Source organism: Hymenobacter bucti (genome assembly GCF_042681145.1).
Classification (GTDB): domain Bacteria; phylum Bacteroidota; class Bacteroidia; order Cytophagales; family Hymenobacteraceae; genus Hymenobacter; species Hymenobacter bucti.
This window is the reverse complement of sequence record NZ_JBHUFD010000002.1, coordinates 401,310-418,819: the sequence shown is the minus strand read 5'-3', so window position 1 is coordinate 418,819 and position 17,510 is coordinate 401,310. Positions and strand designations below refer to the sequence as shown.

Genomic DNA, 17,510 nt, shown 5'->3' with positions numbered 1-17,510 from the left:
GTCGGTCGCCGCCAACTTTACACGTGAGTCCCCTGTCGCGTCGCTTTCACCAGCGACCGGCAGGGGACTTTTGCGTTTCACGTGCTTTCTAAGTGAGCGATGAGGATGCTTACTGAGGTGCTATTCGCGCAAGGTATGAACCACACTATTTCAGATAAAAAGAATAAATAAGGTACTTTTGGTATTAAGCTCTCAGCCTAAAACTGAGGCTCGCTCTGTAGTATATGCATTTTCTGTATCCAATCTTTTCGTGGGGCCTTTTAGCGCTAGCTATACCAATAATTATCCATTTGTTGCAATTGCGGCGGCCACAACGGGTTCTTTTTACGAATACTGGGTTTATTAAGTCAGTAGAGCTTACTACCGTTCGGCGCCGCCGGTTGCAGGAATTAATAGTGTTACTGACTAGGGTGTTAGCAGTGCTATTCCTAGTGTTGATTTTTTGTCAGCCTTTTATTCCAGCTGAGAGTATTGAGCCCGCTGTTGGGCAAGCTGTCGCGGTGCTAGTAGATAATTCGCCTAGTATGCAGGTACCTGCGATGCAGCAAGGGACTTTATTGCAAGAAGCGATAATGAGTGCCCAACTGCTTGGTAAGACATATGGCAATATTGGTCACTTTGATTTGCTAAAGCAACGTGGGGGAAGGCTTAACGAAGTAGCATATAAAGCAAAGCTGGGAGAGATGCAATTGGCCGCGGGTAAGACGGCTTGGGATAACTTTGGCGCTTACCAAAGCACACTGGGCGGCAATGGGCAGCCACTCTATATTTTTTCAGATTTTCAGAAAAGTGCGGCAGGTAGCACCTTTCTAAAAGAGTTGCCTACGCATAGCAATGTGGTGCTTGTGCCGCAGATTGGCCGTGGTACCGGTAATATTTATGTAGATAGCGTCTGGCTGGATGATGCCTTCGTAAGAGCACGGGTCAACCTAGGCTTGCACATTCGGTTGCGAAATGGTGGTGTAGAGCAGATAGCTGATTGCCCAGTGAAAGTATTGCTGGGGCAGCGGCAGGTGGCGGCTTTCCGCGCGAGTGTGGCGGCTGGGCAGACTGCCACCACGGTGGTGCAGGTGCAACTGCCTGATACCAAATTGGCCTTAGGGCGTGTGGTTACGGAAGACGCGCCGGTAACCTTTGACAATACTTACTACTTCACGCTACAGCCCGCCGCATCGATTCGCGTTGTGGAGATAGGCTCGGCGCCTTTGGCGCAGCAGGCTTATGCTAACGAACCGCTTTTTGCCTATTCTTTTGCGAAGCCGCAAGAGTTGAATTATAGCAAATTGCAGCAGGCTAATTTGGTATTGGTGAGTGAGCTGCCGCAAATAGATAGTGGGTTGCGGCAAGCCCTAGCGCAGGTGACGAAGCGTGGGGGCAGTGTAGTTATAGTGCCAGCTGGTAAAACGCTGGGCCGCGACGCGTACCATCAGCTTTTTCAGGCCCTAGGGCTCGGTGGTGAGCAGTGGGTTGGGGCAGCTGCTACTGCCCCGGTATTACAAGAAGTGGCGCTACCCAGCCGGAATACGCCATTTTTTAAGGATGTTTTTGGGGCTCAGCCCCGGCAGGTAGCGATGCCGCAAGCCGCGCCCGTGTTGAGCTGGGGCCGCAATGGAACGGACATTTTGCGGCTGCGCGGCGGTGATAGTTACCTCACTGAGTTTGCGAGTGGCAGTGGGAAGGTATTTGTCTTTGCGGCGCCGTTTGACCGAGCCTACTCTGATTTTACGGCTCATGCGCTGTTTGTGCCTGTGCTTTATCGATTAGCTATGCTGAGCTACGACAGTAATCAGCAGCCAGCTTATCGCCTGACGGCCCCTTCTGTGGCGCTGGTACTACCTAGGGTCACTGGCAGCGTTGTAGAAACCAAAGGAGAACCGGGTATTCGCTTGGTGCGGGATAGCGCGGTATTCGTACCGACCCAGCGAGCCCAGGGAGCAGACGTGCAGCTTAGTATTCCGGCGGAAATGAGTACGCCGGGTTTTTACGAGGTCCAGCAGCGCGGTAAATCAGTGACGACGCTGGCTTTTAATGCCGACCGGCACGAATCGGAGCTAGCTGCTTACTCGGTGGCTGAGCTGCGCGCATTGCTTGGGCCAAACCATCCTAATGTGCGGGTGCTGGATGGCGGGCAGTCCGAGGCAGTGGCACGCTACCGGGCCGAGCAAACGGGCCATCCTTTGTGGCGCTACTGCCTGCTGCTCGCGCTGGCGTGCTTGTTTGCGGAGGGAATGCTGCTGCGATTTGGCCGGCCCAAACCCACTGTGCTGCCGCGTGCAGTAGCAGCCTAGGGATGGCGGCGGGCGGCGGTTGTATCTTGCCGGCTGGTTATTGATGAACGTATGTTGCCTGCAAATACAACGCCTTCGGGGTTAGAAACACCTTCGGGTTCAGATGCAGTGGGGCGGCTGGCGCTGCGCTTTGGCGTGGGAGTGGGGGTGCTTTGCTCGTTGTGGCTGCTTTTTTTGCAACTCACTGGTAACAACCCCTTTGGTCCCAAGCAATTGCTAGGGCAGCTATTTGTGCCGTTCGCGGTGATAGCGAGCCAATGGATGCTACGGCGAACTGTTGCGCCTGTGCTGCCCGGCGTGGGCCGCTCATTGGCGGTGGGGGGGCTGACGGCGCTGCTGGCGGCCTTGATAGCGGCGGGTAGCGTGTGGAGCCTGGCGCACGGGGTAGACGAAAAGGCACTGGCGCGCAACCGGGCCGAAATGGTAGAAATACTGCGGGTGCAGCAACGCGAGACTCCGAAGGAAAAACGTAATGCCCGGCTGGAAACCCAGCAAGTGCAACGTGTGGAAGAGCTGTCCATTCGTGACCTAGCCATGAGCACGTTTACCAGGGTGTTGCTACTCGGGATGGTGGTAGGGCTACCAAGTGGGATATTTTTTCGGAAATAGTTTTGGTCTAGTAAATTTCCCTTCACCCTCAAAACTCTCTGTATGCAAACGTCTACTGCCCCAGCCTCCGCCACAACTACCAGCGTGGGCCTACGCTATGGCCTGCTAACCGGCCTGGTGAGCGTCATTATCTCCTTTTTGCTGAATGTGACCCATTTAGAGCAGTCGCCTGCCAAGTGGCTGACGCTGGTAGTGCTCATTGTTGGCGTTATCCTGGCTCAAAAAGCCTACCGCCGAGCCAATGGGGATTTTATGAGCTATGGGCAAGGCTTGGGGGTTGGCATGGTGCTAACGGCCGTGTCGTCGGTACTCAGCGCTATTTTCTCCTACGTCTACGTCGCGCTCATCGACCCTGAAATGCCGGCGCGCATTCTGGAAAAAGGGCGGGCAGACCTAGAGGCGCGGGGTAATATGACCGATGCCCAGATTGACCAGGCCATGCACTGGACGGCTATGTTTGTGCAAGGCCCGGCCCTAGTGGGTATTGCGCTGGTGGGCGGGCTGATTTTAGGCTTGCTAGTGTCGCTGATAACGTCAGCAGTTCTTAAAAATCCGAAACCTGAATTTGAATAAGCTGTCTGCCTTCCCGGTGGAGATTTCCATCGTGATTCCTTTACTAAACGAAGCTGAGTCGCTGCCCGAACTCACGCGCTGGATAGCGCGGGTGCTCACGGCGCGGGGGCTTTCGTACGAAGTTATCCTGATTGATGATGGCTCGACCGACGACTCGTGGGCGGTAATCGAAGCGCTGGCGAGCCAGGACATGGCTTTGCGGGGCATTCGCTTTAACCGCAACTATGGCAAATCGGCGGCCCTAAACGTGGGCTTTGCCGCGACCCTAGGGCGAGTGGTGTGCACCATGGATGCCGACTTGCAGGACTCGCCCGAGGAGCTGCCCGAGTTGTACCGCATGGTAACGGAAGACGGCTACGACCTCGTGAGTGGCTGGAAACAGAAGCGCTACGACCCCTTGTCGAAGACCCTGCCGACCAAGCTATTCAACGCGGCCACGCGCGCCATCTCAGGCATTCAGCTGCACGATTTCAACTGCGGGCTGAAGGCTTACGACCAGCGCGTGGTGAAGGCCATCGAGGTCTACGGCGAGATGCACCGCTACATTCCGGTTATCGCGAAGTGGAACGGCTTCAAGAAGATAGGTGAAAAGGTGGTGCAGCACCAGGAGCGTAAATACGGCGTCACCAAGTTTGGGCTGGAGCGCTTCATTTTTGGCTTTCTGGACTTAGCCAGCATCACGTTCGTGGGGAAATTTCGGCGACGGCCGATGCACTTCTTTGGCACGTTGGGTACGTTGTCGTTCTTTATCGGTACGATACTGACGCTGTGGCTGGTGGGCGAGAAATGGTGGCTGGCCATCCACAACCTCAAAGCGCGCAACGTGACCGACCAGCCGCTGTTTTTCCTGGCCCTGGTGGCGGTGATAGTGGGGATGCAGCTCTTCCTGGCCGGCTTCCTAGGTGAACTGGTACAGCTGAACGGGCCGAAGCGCAACGACTATCTGGTGCGGGAGACGCTGCGGTAAAGTCATTTAATAGGTGTCATTTAACATTCAACAGCTATGTTTTGTGAGCTGCTGAGCGTTGGGTGAAACTGTTGGTTGTTAAATGGTACCTGTTAAATGAAAGTAGTTATTATTGGCCCGGCCTACCCGCTGCGGGGCGGCCTGGCAACCTACGATGAGCGGCTGGCGCGAGCCTTTCAGGCGGCGGGCGACCAGGTGCACATCGTCACGTTTTCGTTGCAGTACCCTGATTTTCTGTTTCCGGGGCAGACCCAGTTTAGTACCGAGCCGGGCCCCACGGATATCGACATTGAGGTGAGTCTCAACTCGGTAAACCCGCTGACGTGGTGGCAGGTGGGCCGCAAACTGCGGCGCGAGCGCCCCGATATGGTCATCTTCCGATTCTGGCTGCCCTTTATGGGGCCGGCCCTCGGTACGGTGGCGCGGCTGGTGCGCGGCAATGGCCACACCCGGGTGGTAGCCATCACCGACAACGTGATTCCGCACGAGAAACGGCCCGGCGATGGCCCACTGACGCGCTACTTTCTGAGTGCTTGCGACGGGTTCGTGACCATGAGCCGGAGCGTACTCCTTGATTTGCAGGCCCTAGGCTACGCTGGCAAGCCCGCGCTGTATCGGCCGCACCCGCTCTACGACAACTTTGGCCCGGCCAAGCCCAAGGCCGAGGCGCTGGCGGCGTTGGGGCTGCCCGCGCAGTTTCGGTACGTGTTGTTTTTCGGGTTTATCCGGGCTTACAAGGGCCTCGATGTGCTGCTGGAAGCGCTGGCCGACCCTAGGGTAGCCGCGCTGCCTGTGAAGCTCATTATCGCCGGCGAGTTTTACGAAGACGCCGCCCCGTACGAGGCGCTCATTAAAAAACACCACCTAGAAAACCGCCTAGTGCGGGCCACCGATTTTATCCCTAACGAGCGGGTGGCCGATTATTTCAGCGCGGCCGACATGGTCATTCAACCCTATAAAAACGCGACGCAGAGCGGCGTGTCGCAGGTGGCGTATCACTTTGGCCGGCCCATGCTGGTCACCGACGTGGGCGGGCTGGCCGAGCTGATACCCCACGGCGTGGTAGGCTACGTGGTGCCGCCGACACCGGCCGCCATTGCCGACACGCTGGTTGATTTCTACGCCCATGACCGCGAAGAAACCCTGGCGGCCGGCGTGCGGCAGGAGGCCCGCAAATTCTCGTGGGAGGTGATGGTGGCGGCGCTCAAGGAAGTGGCGGCCAAGCGGCCGTAACCCTGCACCTGAACCCCGGACTACCCTAAGGGCACGCTTTCAAGCACGGCTTGAAATACCTTTTCGGCCGGCAAGTCCTCCATGCAGCTGGTGCCCAGGCGGCAGGTGCCGCGGTAAAAGCACACGCACTGCTTGTTGGGCCCCACGAGTTGGCCACGGCCGTAGAGGTCAAATTCGTGCGGGTTGAAGATGTTGTTCATCAGGATAGTGGGCTTGCCGAGGGCGATGCTGATGTGCATGCCCATCGTCACCTGCGTCACGACGCCCTGCATCTGGTGCATGAGGTTGATGAACTGGGGCAGTGGGAAGGTACCTAGGTAGGCTGCGCCGGTCGCGGCTTGCAGCTCCAGGTTGCGGGGGTGCTCGGCCTCGCCGCCCAGCAACACGGGCGCGTAGCCGGCGGCTTGCAGCTCCTTAATGAGCTGAATCCACTTCTCGGTGCTCCAGAGGCGGGTGGTCCAGCGGTCGCCACAGCCGGTGTTGAGGCCGATGCGGGGGCCAGCGCTGGTGGGCGGCAGGGCGCTCCAATTATACCCCTTGTCTTCGTGGGTGTCGAAGACGTACTCCTCACCCCGGAAATCGAAGCCGCAGAGCTCGAAAATTTCCTGCACGTAGGGCTTGGTATTGCCGATGCTGAGCTGGTCGAAGATGCCGGTGAGGTACTTGTGCTCGGCCTGCTGGTTGATGGGCCACGCCCCGCCGTCGTAGGGGCGCAGGGTGTAGCCGTATTTCTGCTCGGCCTGCACGTTGAGCAGCAGGGCGCAGGCTTCTTTCTCCTTATCGAGGTTGATGGCGATGTCGAACTGCCGGGCTTGCAGCTGCAAAGCGCTGGCGTAGTCGAACTTCAAAATCTCCTCTACCTGCTGCTGGGGCAGGATGGCCGGCGTCATGGTCAGCCAGGTGATGTAGCAGCCCGGATACTCCTGCCGCAGCCGCCGCAGCAGCGGCGTGGTGCGGATAACATCGCCAATGGCCCCGAGCTTGATGAGTAGCACGCGCTTCGTAACCGGTTCATAAACTGGACAATCGCCGCACATGTAGCCGTGCTCCTTGTTGGGGCGGCAGGGCAGGTCGCCGCGGAAAAAGCGGCAGTCGGGGCGAACGGGGATGTCGTGAAGGAACTCAGGCACGCGGCAAGAATGAAGTGGCAAGCCCCAAAAATAGGTGACCCCGGCCATCGCCCTCGTCAAAGCAAGGGAAATAGCCGGGGCCGCCGCACGGGGAGAAGTTTATTTTCAGAGCTGGGAGAGAAGTGCAAGAGAATAAAGCGAATGCTAAGGGGTAGTAGGCGCCGGGCTGGCGGGTGGGGTAGGGGCCAGCTCGGCGGGCGTGGCGGGCTCGACCGGCACAGCGGGCATGGCTGGGGTAGCAAGCAGGGCCGGCGCCGGCCGTGCAGCGGGGCTTGGCGCGGGGCAGCCCCGCTGCGCCCAGGTTCCTTTTTCCTTGGGGCACTTGTCGTACTTGTTACTTACCAGGTCGCCGTCGCGGTCTTTGCGGTGGCGGCGATGCAGCGCCAGGCCCAGGCCGAAATACACATCGGCGCCGCTCACCCCGGTGAGGCCCACCAGGCCCCCTAGGTTGTCAGAACCCACGATGAGCGGCCCCACGCGCAGCATGGCGCCCACGTGCAACTGGCGGTAGTTGTTGGCCAGCACCACGGGCACGGCCACCTCAAAACGGCTAAACTCGACGCGCGGCGTGAGGGCCAGCGAGCTGAGGCTGCGGCTGCCGATGGTGCGGGCGGGCAGCAGGTTTTGCGTCCAGAGCAAGCCGGCGTACACGTGCTCCAGTAGGCGGTAGTCGGCCGTGAGACGCAGGGTGGCAGGCAGGTAGCTCGTAAACTGGTTGCTTTGCTCGCGCAACCCTACCAGGCGCTCGATGGTGGGCGTGAGGGTGGCGAGGTTGGAAAACGAAATGGTATCGAGCTGACCCAGTTGCACGGTGCGGCCGTCGGCCAAGGTGGCTTGCCGCACGTACTGCGCGTGGCGGTAGCGCACGGCCCCTAGGTCGGTGAGGGCTAGGCCCACCCGCAGGCGGTACTTGTTGCGGGTGTCGTCGGGTAGGTCAGTGCCGTCCATGGGGTAGCGATAACGCTCATAGTCGGGCCGCCACTCGTAGGTGAGGCCTAGGTCGGCGCCGTAGCCCTGGCCGATACCTTGGCCACCGTAGAGCGTGCCCACCCCAAAACCGCTTTGCTGGTAGTAGTCATCGCCGGTGTAAGCGTAGCTCACGCGGGGGCTGCGCAGCTGGAGGCTGTCGCGGCCGTACACCTGCAAGTCGGTGCCCGCGTTGTGGACGTAGCCGCCGCCCAGCCCCACCAAGTACTTGACCGTGAGCCCGCCCTTGAAAAAGTGCGTGCTATTGGGCGTGAACGTGCGGGCATAGGTGAAGGCAAATTCGTGGTAGCTGTTGGCGTCCGCGTCGAAGGTATTGTCGGTGAGCAGGCGGTTGGCCAGCCCTAGGTTGCCCGCGTCGCCGAGGCCGTGGCGCGCCAGCCGGGCCAGGTTCTCGCTGACGTTGCGCACCTGCGCAAACGCCCGCACCCGGCTGCTGAGCGCAATGGCCGAGCGCGGCCCCAGCGCCAGCATCAGGGATGGCAGCCGCACTTCGGCGCTGGCGCTACCGGCGTGGGCGTTGCCCGTTAGCTGCTCGCGCAGGTACTCGCGCTGGAAAGCGAAGCCCTTGGCCCAGGGCCGCTGGGGCAAGTCGAGCTGCAAATACGTGTTGTAAAAATTGGCATTGGCCGCCCCTAGGTTGAGGTAGGCCCGGTGCCGAGCGTCGGCAATGGCGCTCGGGTTGAGGTAGGCCGCGTGGGTGCCGCCGTAGTTGCTTTGGGCGAGGCCCAGCCAGCCTTGGGCGGCGGCGGGCCGGGCGGCAAGTAGCCCCAGCAGCAGCGCGCCGGCGCGGGCGCCGGGCAGCAGGGTCGGGTAGAGTCGCATGGGTGCGCAGCGGTAGGTTACCACCTAGCGGTGGGGGTGCGGGGCCGGTTGGCTACTGGCAAGCGAGCGGGCGTCTGGCAGTTCCAGGCCCAGCGCGCCGGCGGGGTCGGGGGCCTGCGCGTAGGCCAGCGCCAGCAGCAGCAGGCTGCCGGCCAGGGTTACCAGCCAGCGGCCGAGCGAAGGTGCCGGGTACGTAGTAAGGTATGTATTCATACTGAAGCGGCTAAAGGAGAGAGTAAATTATATATTCAAAGTTCCCTACTCATTCATCGAATCACAATACCTAGTAATAGGTATTTAACAGGTTATCAGCTATCTGACTGTCGGCGGCGCCCAGCCGGCAATACCCGGAACCAGGTATTTTTTAGCAGTGGCAACAAGCGGTGGCTCCCAGTATTATCTTGTTGGCGGCTTTGCGGGTGTGGTGGTAGGGGCAGGTAGCCGGGCTACGTGGTGGTAGGCGGCTGAATCAGCTTCGAGGACCATCAACCGGTGCCCGGGAGCCGCTAAAAGTGCTTTGTCAGTAGATGCTTCACTGCCGCAATACCCTCACTTATATGACCGTAACTGCTACTCCTGTCGTACTTCTCGGCCCTCCCAATCGGTTGCTGCCGGCTACCGCCGCGCAGCAGGCCAGTATAGGGCAGGCGGTGGCCGAGGTAGCGGCCACCGCCGACCTGCACCCCGGCGTCACCATCGTGCACAATCTCCTCACCGATGGGGTCGAGTACATGTCGCGCCGGGGCCTGGAGCTGCTGCAAATCTCGCTGCCCGCTCTGCAAGCGCTCGGCGGCGACTACTACCAGCGCTTTTTTAACCCGGTCGATGCTCAAGACTACATGCCCCGCGTGTACGAAATGCTGCGCTCAGACGACCCTATGTGCGTGGTCAGCTTTTTTCAGCAGGTGCGCACCACCGAAAACCCCGAGTACACCTGGTACTTCTCTACCACGCGGGTGCTGCTGCGCGATGCCGCGCGCGGGCCTTTGCTGCTGATTACCACGGCCAGCCCCATCGACCCGCTCCACCACGTGACGCACAAAGTGAGCCGGCTGCTGGAAGAAAATAATTTCCTGCGGCAGCACGCCCCCCGCTTCGCCTCCCTCACGCGCCGCGAGCGCGAGGTGTTGCGCCTGCTGGCGCTGGGCCACACGGCGCCCCAAATCGGTACCGAGCTGTTCCTCTCCACCCAAACCATCGAAACGCACCGCCGCAACCTGCGCCAGAAGCTCCGGGCCGAGTCGCAGTTCGAGCTAGGCCAATACGCGCGCGCCTTCGACCTGATTTAGGGTGTAGCTTGGACGCTGCGCGTCCAAGCTACTTTCTTCCTAGCGCCCCACGTAGTTGGCCGGTGTGAGGTGGCGCAGCTCGGCTTTCACGCTTTCCGGCACCTTCAAGCCTTCCACAAACTCGGCGATGGTGGCAGCCGAAATGGCCTCGCCCGTGCGCGTGAGTTGCTTGAGGGCGTTGTAGGGGTCAGGGTAGTTTTCGCGGCGCAGAATGGTCTGGATGGCCTCGGCCAGCACCGCCCAGTTGGCGTCGAGGTCGCGTTGCAGGGCGCTTTCGTCGAGCGCCAGCTTGCCCAGGCCGCGGCCAATGGCCCCGAAGGCGATGAGAATGTGACCTAGGGGCACGCCCAGGTTGCGCAGCACCGTAGAGTCGGTGAGGTCGCGCTGCAGGCGCGAGATGGGCAGCTTGGCGGCGAAGTGCTCGAGCAGGGCGTTGGCCACACCTAGGTTGCCCTCAGCGTTCTCAAAATCAATGGGATTAACCTTGTGCGGCATGGCTGACGAGCCCACCTCGCCGGCCTTCAGCGTCTGCTTGAAGTAGCCCAGCGAAATGTACTGCCACACGTCGCGGCACAGGTCGAGGAGAATGGTATTGATGCGCTTCCAGCCGTCGCAAAACGCTGCCAGGTTGTCGTAAGGCTCGATTTGGGTGGTGGGGAAGGTGCGCGTGAGCCCTAGGGTGTCGTTCACGAATTGCTGGGCAAACGCGTGCCAGTCGGTGCCGGGATAGGCGGCAAAGTGCGCGTTGAAGCCGCCCGTGGCGCCCCCAAACTTGGCCGCGTAGGGCACTTGGTGCAGCAGCGTCAACTGCCCAGCCAGCCGCGCCTCAAATACTTGCAGCTCCTTGCCCAGCCGCGTGGGCGAAGCCGGCTGCCCGTGGGTGCGCGCCAGCATGGGCACGCCCGCCCAGCCCGCCGACAGCGCCGCCAGCTGTGCCTGTATCTGCGCAAAGCGCGGCAGCAGCACGGTATTCATTGCCTCCTTGAGGCTCAGCGGAATAGCCGTATTATTCACGTCTTGCGAAGTGAGGCCGAAGTGAATGAACTCCAAGAAGTTGCCTAGGTCCAGCTTCGTGAACTCGTCGCGTAGGTAGTACTCCACGGCCTTTACGTCGTGGTTGGTCACGGCCTCGTGGGCTTTAATGGCCTGGGCTTCGGGCTCGCCAAACTGCTCGTAGAGCCCGCGCAGGGCCGGAAACACGCTGGCTGGCACGGCCGCCAGCTGGGGCAGTGGCAATTTGCAGAGCGCGATGAAGTATTCAACCTCCACCTGCACCCGGTAGCGCATCAGGGCCAACTCCGAAAAGTAGGGACCTAGGGGGGCAGTTTGGCGCTGATAGCGGCCATCGAGGGGTGAAAGGGCAGTGAGCATGGGCGTGAGTGCGGGGCTAATGGGGCCTAGCGGCGTAGGCGCTGCAAAGCTAGCGGCCGCCCGCCGCTCACCCAGGGACCGGGCGCTATTACTGAAAGCATCCGGTATTTGCACCAAGCACAACAAAACCCTATCTTACCTTTGTAGCAATGCGTTTATCCGTGATTGCCAAAAAACGAATCTTATACACGGTGGGCGGCCTCTTGGCCGTGCTGCTGCTGGCCGTGCTCATCTTCCTGTGGAAGCGCCAGCAACTGCTGACTTACGCGCTGGGCGAGGTGAAAACCCGCGTCGAGCGCAAGTACCCGGCCACCCTCACCCTGGGGCCAGCCCGTTTCACGGGCTTCAGCACTGTCGAAATCAGCGGCATGAGCCTCGTGCCCACGGCCGCCGCTGGCCCCGGTGCGGCCGGCGACACGCTGCTCACCGCCCAGCGCCTGCAAGCGGGCCTGAGCGTGCGCTCGCTCTTTGCGGGGCGGCCGGTATTTAGCGAGCTGCGCATCGACCGGATGCACCTCATGGCGCACAAAGCTGCCAGCGGGGCCAACAACTTCTCCTTCCTGCTGCGCAAAAGCAAGACGCCCGTGGTGCGCCGCGACACGGCCCTAGGTCGCAACTACGGCCTGCTGCTCAACCAGGTGCTCGATGCCGGCTTCGGCAGCGTGCCGGGCGAGGCCGATTTTCGGCAGTCGGTGGTCACCTACGCCAGCCCGCGCCACCACGTGCAGCTCACCATGCCGCGCCTCAGCTTCGAGGACGGCGAGGTGCGCGGCCAGCTCACGGCCGTGGTCGACTCGGTGGTGAATGAGCTGGGCGTGCGCGGCACCATCGAGCCCAGCGACTACGCCACCAATCTCAAGCTGTTCGGCGTCAAAAACTCGGTGCAGGTGCCCTACGTGGCGCGCCGCTTCGGGGCGTTGGTGTCGTTCGATACCATCCGGGTGCAGCTGGCGGGCAAAGACTTTAAAAGCGACGACCAGACCGGCGGCCAGCTTACGGTGCGCGGCTCGGTGGCGGCCAGCAACTTCAGCTTTTTCCACAAGCGCCTGTCGTCCGAAGACATTGTAATCCGCCGGGGCGAACTGGCCTTCGTGGCCACCCTAGGGCGCGGCACGCTCTCGCTTGACCCTGGCACGCGCGCCACGCTCAACCAGATTGTGGTGCACCCCGAAATCGCGGTGCGCCTCAAGCCGCGCCTAGCCGTTAGCCTCAAAGTAGACTCCGACCCCACGGCTACCAACGATTTTTTCAACTCGCTGCCCGCCGGCGCGTTCGACGTGGTGGCCGGCACCAAAGGCAAGGGTACGCTTAGCTACCACCTGCAAGCCAGCGTAGATATGGCGCACGTCGATAGCCTCAAGCTGAGCTCGTCGCTGACACCTAGCAAAGATTTCAGCATCACCCGCTTCGGGGCCGAAGACCTGAGCATGGTAGAGCGCGAGTTTCCGTTCACGGCCTACAACGACAAGAGCGACTCGCTGCGCACCTTCATGGTGGGCCCGAGTAACCCCGATTTCACGCCCTTCGCCGAGGTGTCGCCCTTCCTTTGGAAGGCCATCCTAACGTCGGAAGACCCTAGGTTCTTCACCCACCACGGCTTCATGGAAAAGGCGTTTGTCAACGCCGCCATCGCCGATATTAAGGAGCGGCGTTTTGCTCGCGGCGGGAGCACGCTGAGCATGCAGCTGGTCAAAAACGTGTTCCTGAACCGCCAGAAAACCATCGGCCGCAAGGCCGAGGAAATGCTTATTGTGTGGCTCATCGAGAACTGGCTGGTCGAGCGCACCAAGACGCTGACTAAGGAGCGCATGTTCGAGATTTACCTCAACATCGTGGAGTGGGGGCCCACTAAGTACAAGTGGCCCAGCGGCAAGCGCGGCGTGTACGGCGTGAAGGAAGCGGCCCTGTTTTACTACGGCAAGCGCCCCAGCGAGCTCAACCTCGACGAAAGCCTCTACCTCATCAGCATCATTCCGAAGCCCAAGTACTACCGGCAGTCGTTCAATAGCTACGGCGGGCTGCGCGGGCCCACGCGCTGGTTCTTCCGTCTCATCTCCGAACTCATGGAGCAGAAGGGCCTGATTACGAGCAGCCAACACAATAATTTGTCTTATTCGGTTAATCTGAACGGCCCGGCCCGCACGTACATCGTGACGGCCCGCGACACTACTCGCTCGGTGCAGCCCGGCGATACGGCCCAGTTCGCGCCGCTCAACCTCATCGACCTGCTAAACACGGGTGCGCAGCCGGCGCCGGCCGCCCCCGCCACGGGCACCACCCCGCCCGCCAGCACCGAAACGCCCGCTCCCGCTCCCCGCCCGTAGCCGCCACTAAACTTCCCGGCCCGGTTTTGGTTATCAGCAGCTTATCATCCCCAACCCTCACTATCTCTCATGAAATTCACCGCGTTTGCCCTCGTTGCCGCCGCTACCTGTAGCCTGGCCTTCATCACCCCTAAGCCCGCCCCGATGAACCCCACCGAAACCGCGGCCGCCCCCGCCACCGTGTACGATTTCACCGTGAAGACCATCGACGGCAAAGACGTGAAGCTGAGCAAGTACAAGGGCAAAAAAATCCTCATCGTAAACACCGCTTCGAAGTGCGGCTTCACGCCCCAGTACAAGGAGCTGGAAGAACTGTCGAAAAAATACGCTGGTAAAGTGGTTGTCCTAGGTTTCCCCTCCAACAGCTTCAACCAGGAGCTAGCTTCGAACGAGGAAGTGTCGTCGTTCTGCGAGAAGAACTACGGTGTCACGTTCCCGCTGTTTTCCACCGTGTCGGTGAAGGGCGACGATGCCACGCCGCTCTATAAGTTCTTGGCCGACAAGGATAAGAACGGCACAGTAAGCGACGCCCCCAGCTGGAACTTCTGCAAATATCTCATCAACGAGAAGGGCCAGGTGGTAAAATTCTACCCTTCCAAAGTGAAGCCGTTGAGCGAAGAGCTAGTGGCCGACATCACCAAGTAGTATTAAACCCCGCTTGTCATTGCGAGCGTAGCGAAGCAATCGCACCTAGACGGCTCGTTTGGGTGCGATTGCTTCGCTACGCTCGCAATGACAGTTTATAGCCAAACAGTACCAATGTCTCCCTGGATTTCCGCGTTTCGACCCCGCACGCTGCCGCTGGCTCTGGCCAGCATTCTCACGGGCGGGTTTTTAGCCAAGTCAGTCGGGCAGTTCAACTGGCCGGTGGTGGCATTGGCGGCTCTCACCACCATTCTGCTCCAGATACTTAGTAACCTAGCCAACGACTACGGCGACTCGCAAAACGGCGCTGACAGCGTGCACCGCCAGGGTCCGGTACGCGCCGTGCAGAGTGGCGCCATCACGCCGGCCGAGATGAAGCGCGCCATGTGGGGCTTCGGGCTGGCGGCGCTGGCGAGCGGCGTGGCGCTGCTGCTGGTGGCGCTGGGCTTTCAGGCGGTGTGGGTGCTGCTGACGTTTTTTGTGCTGGGGCTAAGCGCCATTTGGGCGGCGGTGAACTACACGGCGGGCAGCCGGCCGTATGGCTACGCCGGACTGGGCGACGTGTCGGTATTCCTATTTTTTGGTATCGTGGGCGTGTGCGGCACCTACTTTTTGCAGACGCGCACCCTGCCGCTGGCGGTGCTGCTGCCGGCGGCGGCTCTAGGGTGTTTTGCCACGGCAGTGCTGAACGTCAACAATATCCGCGATATCGTGTCGGATAAATTGGCGGGCAAAATCACGGTGCCGGTGCGGCTGGGGCCGCAGCACGCCCGCCGCTACCACTGGCTGCTACTGGTGCTGGGCGTGGGCGCGGCCGTGGTCTACGTGGCCCTCAACTACCACTCGCTCTGGCAGTGGCTGTTCGTGCTGAGCCTGCCGCTCTTCCTCTTCAACGGCCGCCAGGTGTGGGCCCGCCAAGAGTCGATGCACCTCGACCCGCTGCTCAAACAAATGGCCCTGAGTACCTTGGTCTTCACGCTGCTATTTGGCCTAGGGCAAGTTATTTAATTTAATGAGCAATCAGCAATGAGTAATGAGCAGACTAATTGTGCGGTCTGCTCATTACTCATTGTTGATTGCTCATTGACCTAAAAGTCCGCGTCCAGCCCTAGGCGTTGCTTCATCTCTTGCAAGGCGGGGTACTTCTCGGCTAGGTAAGCAAACTTGTCGTTAGAGGTGTAAAGCTTGCGGCCAGTGGGCGCGGCCGTGGTCACTTCCGTTTGCACCAAGAGGCCGGGGTGGCCGGTGCGCCGCCGCAGCTCGGTTGTGAACTCGGCCCGGAAGTCGTTGAACTGCACCACCTGCACCGGGTTTTCCAGCATCAGCGTGATGACGTGGTTGGCATCGGCGGCCACAGGGCGATTGAGTATCATGTAGTCGCCCATCTTGTCCTGGGCGCGGCGCTCGTCCACAAGCTGCTGCCACACGCTTTGTAATAGCTCGGGGGCGATGGGTGGCAGCGGGCCGGTAGGCGCGGCAGATTCTGCTCCTAGGTTCTTATTGCTTGGGGCCTGGGCCTGCGAAGCAGCGGCCGTGCCCACATCGCGCAGGCCGGGTAGGCGGCTGCCACCTAGGCTGGGCAGCTTGGGTAGCGCCGGCATAGAGGGCATGGGTACGGTGCCGGGGCGCACGTCGGTGGGCCGCTGGGTGGGCTCTAGGCCCTGCATACTCGGCCGGCCGGTTTCGACGTGCGGGGCGGTATCGCGCACCTGGTGGCGCGGTGCCACGGGCTCGGTGGCCTCCGGCTCGATGCTGGGCGTGTCGTGCAGTTCGGTTACGCCGCTCTCGACGGGCAGCGGCTCGGGGCCATCGGCCGGCGCGGGGGCATGAACCAGGTGTGGGGCCTGGGGCTGCGGGCTAGGTGCCTGGGGTAGGGTAGGAGCGGGAGAAGCGGCCGGCGGCTGCGCCGCCGCCGGGGTAGCCGCTGCCGGGGCTATGTGGCCATTGCTGCTCGGGGCTACGGGCGCGACTGCGGGCTCGCCTAGGCTGCTAGTTTTTTTTTTAGCCTCGCCGCTAGCTGCGGGAGCCAAGTCTCGCACAAACTGCACGGCGCCGTTGAGATACGCCAACTTCATGAGCGTGAGCTCGACGTGTAGGCGCTGGTTTTTGGCTTGCTTGAAGTCGCGGTCGCACTGGCTCACTAGGTTCAGGGCCGAGAGCAGGAAGGGCAAGGGCGCAGCTTGCGCCTGCCGCACGTACTGCTGCTGGATGTTCTCCGAAACTTCCAGCAGCTGCACCGTTATGGGGTCTTTGCACACGAGCAGGCCGCGCAAATGCTCGGCGGTGCCCACCACGAAGTTGTGCAAATCGAAGCCCTGCTGCATCACCGAGTCGAGCAGCAGCAGCGCGGCCGATAGGTTTTCGCGCAGTAGCGCATCTACCAGCCGGAAGTAGTAGTCGTAGTCGAGGATGTGCAGGTTTTGCAACACATCCTTGTAAGTCAGGTTGTTGCCCGCAAAGGTCACCTGTTGGTCAAACATCGAGAGCGCGTCGCGCAGGCCGCCATCGGCCTTTTGGGCCAGCAGGTGCAAGGCATCGTCGTCGGCCGTCACGTGCTCGCTATCGGCCACGTAGCGCAGGTGCTCCCGAATGTCATCGACCTTGATGCGGTTGAAGTCAAAAATTTGGCAGCGCGATAAGATGGTGGGGATAATCTTGTGGCGCTCAGTGGTGGCCAAAATAAAAATGGCGTAGCTCGGCGGCTCCTCCAGCGTCTTCAAAAAAGCGTTGAAGGCCGCATTCGAGAGCATGTGCACCTCGTCGATGATGTAAATTTTAAAGCGGCCCTGCTGCGGTGCGTAGCGCACTTGCTCGACTAGCGAGCGAACGTCCTCGACCGAGTTATTCGACGCCGCATCCAGCTCGTGCACGTTGAAGGAGGCGTTTTCCTGAAATGCCACGCACGACGTGCACACGCCGCAGGCCTCGGCCTCGGGGGTGAGGTTGGTACAGTTAATCGTCTTGGCCAGGATGCGGGCACAGGTGGTTTTGCCCACGCCCCTAGGTCCGCAAAACAGGAACGCCTGCGCCAAGTGCTGGCTCTGAATGGCGTTTTGCAGCGTCGTGGTGACGTGCTGCTGCCCCACCACGCTGCGAAACGTGGCCGGACGATACTTACGGGCCGAAACTACAAAATTTTCCATACGTGCTACTCCTACAAAGATACCCTGCCGGCCGGGCCAATGCCAGCCCCGCCGCCCGTCGCCCCGCCCAGGCGAGCAGCTAAGTAGCCGCTACCACAACAACTTTGGGGGCAGCAGAATTTCCGGCGG

General features: G+C 60.8%; 14 protein-coding genes. 9 read left to right on the top strand and 5 right to left on the bottom strand.

Going from position 1 to position 17,510, the window contains the following annotated elements; all coding sequences use genetic code 11:
* The first annotated feature begins 224 nt into the window (after positions 1-224).
* The 5 genes from ACFSDX_RS07720 (at position 225) to ACFSDX_RS07700 (ending at position 5,670) form a co-directional block, all read left to right on the top strand.
* Complete coding sequence (locus ACFSDX_RS07720; RefSeq protein WP_382312707.1) at positions 225-2,288, top strand: BatA domain-containing protein; 2,064 nt, start codon at positions 225-227, stop codon at positions 2,286-2,288.
* Between the two features lie 51 nt (positions 2,289-2,339).
* The gene (locus ACFSDX_RS07715) at positions 2,340-2,897 is read left to right on the top strand and encodes a DUF4199 domain-containing protein (RefSeq protein ID WP_382312706.1); all 558 of its coding nucleotides are present in this window, start codon (positions 2,340-2,342) and stop codon (positions 2,895-2,897) included.
* Positions 2,898-2,939: 42 nt separating this feature from the next.
* Entirely contained in the window at positions 2,940-3,470 is a 531-nt protein-coding gene (locus tag ACFSDX_RS07710) for a DUF4199 domain-containing protein (protein ID WP_382312704.1), read from the top strand.
* Positions 3,463-4,437 carry a glycosyltransferase family 2 protein gene (locus ACFSDX_RS07705; protein ID WP_382312703.1) on the top strand — a complete coding sequence of 325 codons (975 nt, stop codon included), beginning with the start codon at positions 3,463-3,465 and terminating at the stop codon, positions 4,435-4,437. Before ACFSDX_RS07710 ends, ACFSDX_RS07705 begins: the two co-directional genes overlap by 8 nt.
* Before the next feature lie 96 nt (positions 4,438-4,533).
* Entirely contained in the window at positions 4,534-5,670 is a 1,137-nt protein-coding gene (locus tag ACFSDX_RS07700) for a glycosyltransferase (protein WP_382312702.1), read from the top strand.
* Positions 5,671-5,690: 20 nt separating this feature from the next.
* Here ACFSDX_RS07700 and ACFSDX_RS07695 read toward each other — a convergent pair whose 3' ends face one another.
* From ACFSDX_RS07695 to ACFSDX_RS07685, 3 genes are all read right to left on the bottom strand, one after another.
* A complete protein-coding gene (locus ACFSDX_RS07695) occupies positions 5,691-6,800 on the bottom strand; it encodes a glycosyltransferase family 9 protein (RefSeq protein ID WP_382312700.1) in 1,110 nt (369 codons plus the stop codon).
* 144 nt (positions 6,801-6,944) lie between these two features.
* Entirely contained in the window at positions 6,945-8,609 is a 1,665-nt protein-coding gene (locus tag ACFSDX_RS07690) for a DUF5723 family protein (RefSeq protein ID WP_382312699.1), read from the bottom strand.
* 24 nt (positions 8,610-8,633) lie between these two features.
* On the bottom strand, positions 8,634-8,822 hold the full coding sequence (locus ACFSDX_RS07685) for a hypothetical protein (protein ID WP_382312698.1): 189 nt from the start codon (positions 8,820-8,822) through the stop codon (positions 8,634-8,636).
* Between the two features lie 344 nt (positions 8,823-9,166).
* Between ACFSDX_RS07685 and ACFSDX_RS07680 the strand changes: the two genes are divergently transcribed.
* Positions 9,167-9,898 (top strand): LuxR C-terminal-related transcriptional regulator, encoded by a 732-nt coding sequence (locus ACFSDX_RS07680; RefSeq protein WP_382312697.1) that lies wholly within the window; start codon positions 9,167-9,169, stop codon positions 9,896-9,898.
* Positions 9,899-9,937: 39 nt separating this feature from the next.
* Here the strand turns inward: ACFSDX_RS07680 and purB are convergent, their stop codons facing one another.
* The gene (gene purB, locus ACFSDX_RS07675) at positions 9,938-11,269 is read right to left on the bottom strand and encodes an adenylosuccinate lyase (protein ID WP_382312695.1); all 1,332 of its coding nucleotides are present in this window, start codon (positions 11,267-11,269) and stop codon (positions 9,938-9,940) included.
* 149 nt (positions 11,270-11,418) lie between these two features.
* On the opposite strand from purB, the gene ACFSDX_RS07670 reads away from it, so the two are divergent.
* The 3 genes from ACFSDX_RS07670 to ACFSDX_RS07660 all read left to right on the top strand — a co-directional run bounded on the left by ACFSDX_RS07670 (position 11,419) and on the right by ACFSDX_RS07660 (position 15,246).
* A complete protein-coding gene (locus ACFSDX_RS07670) occupies positions 11,419-13,593 on the top strand; it encodes a transglycosylase domain-containing protein (RefSeq protein WP_382312694.1) in 2,175 nt (724 codons plus the stop codon).
* 69 nt (positions 13,594-13,662) lie between these two features.
* Positions 13,663-14,238, top strand: coding sequence for a glutathione peroxidase (locus ACFSDX_RS07665; RefSeq protein WP_382312693.1), 576 nt, complete (start codon positions 13,663-13,665; stop codon positions 14,236-14,238).
* Positions 14,239-14,352: 114 nt separating this feature from the next.
* On the top strand, positions 14,353-15,246 hold the full coding sequence (locus ACFSDX_RS07660) for a 1,4-dihydroxy-2-naphthoate polyprenyltransferase (protein ID WP_382312692.1): 894 nt from the start codon (positions 14,353-14,355) through the stop codon (positions 15,244-15,246).
* A gap of 80 nt (positions 15,247-15,326) precedes the next feature.
* On the opposite strand, the gene ACFSDX_RS07655 is transcribed toward ACFSDX_RS07660, so the two are convergent.
* The gene (locus tag ACFSDX_RS07655; RefSeq protein ID WP_382312690.1) at positions 15,327-17,381 is read right to left on the bottom strand and encodes a DNA polymerase III subunit gamma/tau; all 2,055 of its coding nucleotides are present in this window, start codon (positions 17,379-17,381) and stop codon (positions 15,327-15,329) included.
* Positions 17,382-17,510: the final 129 nt, after the last annotated feature.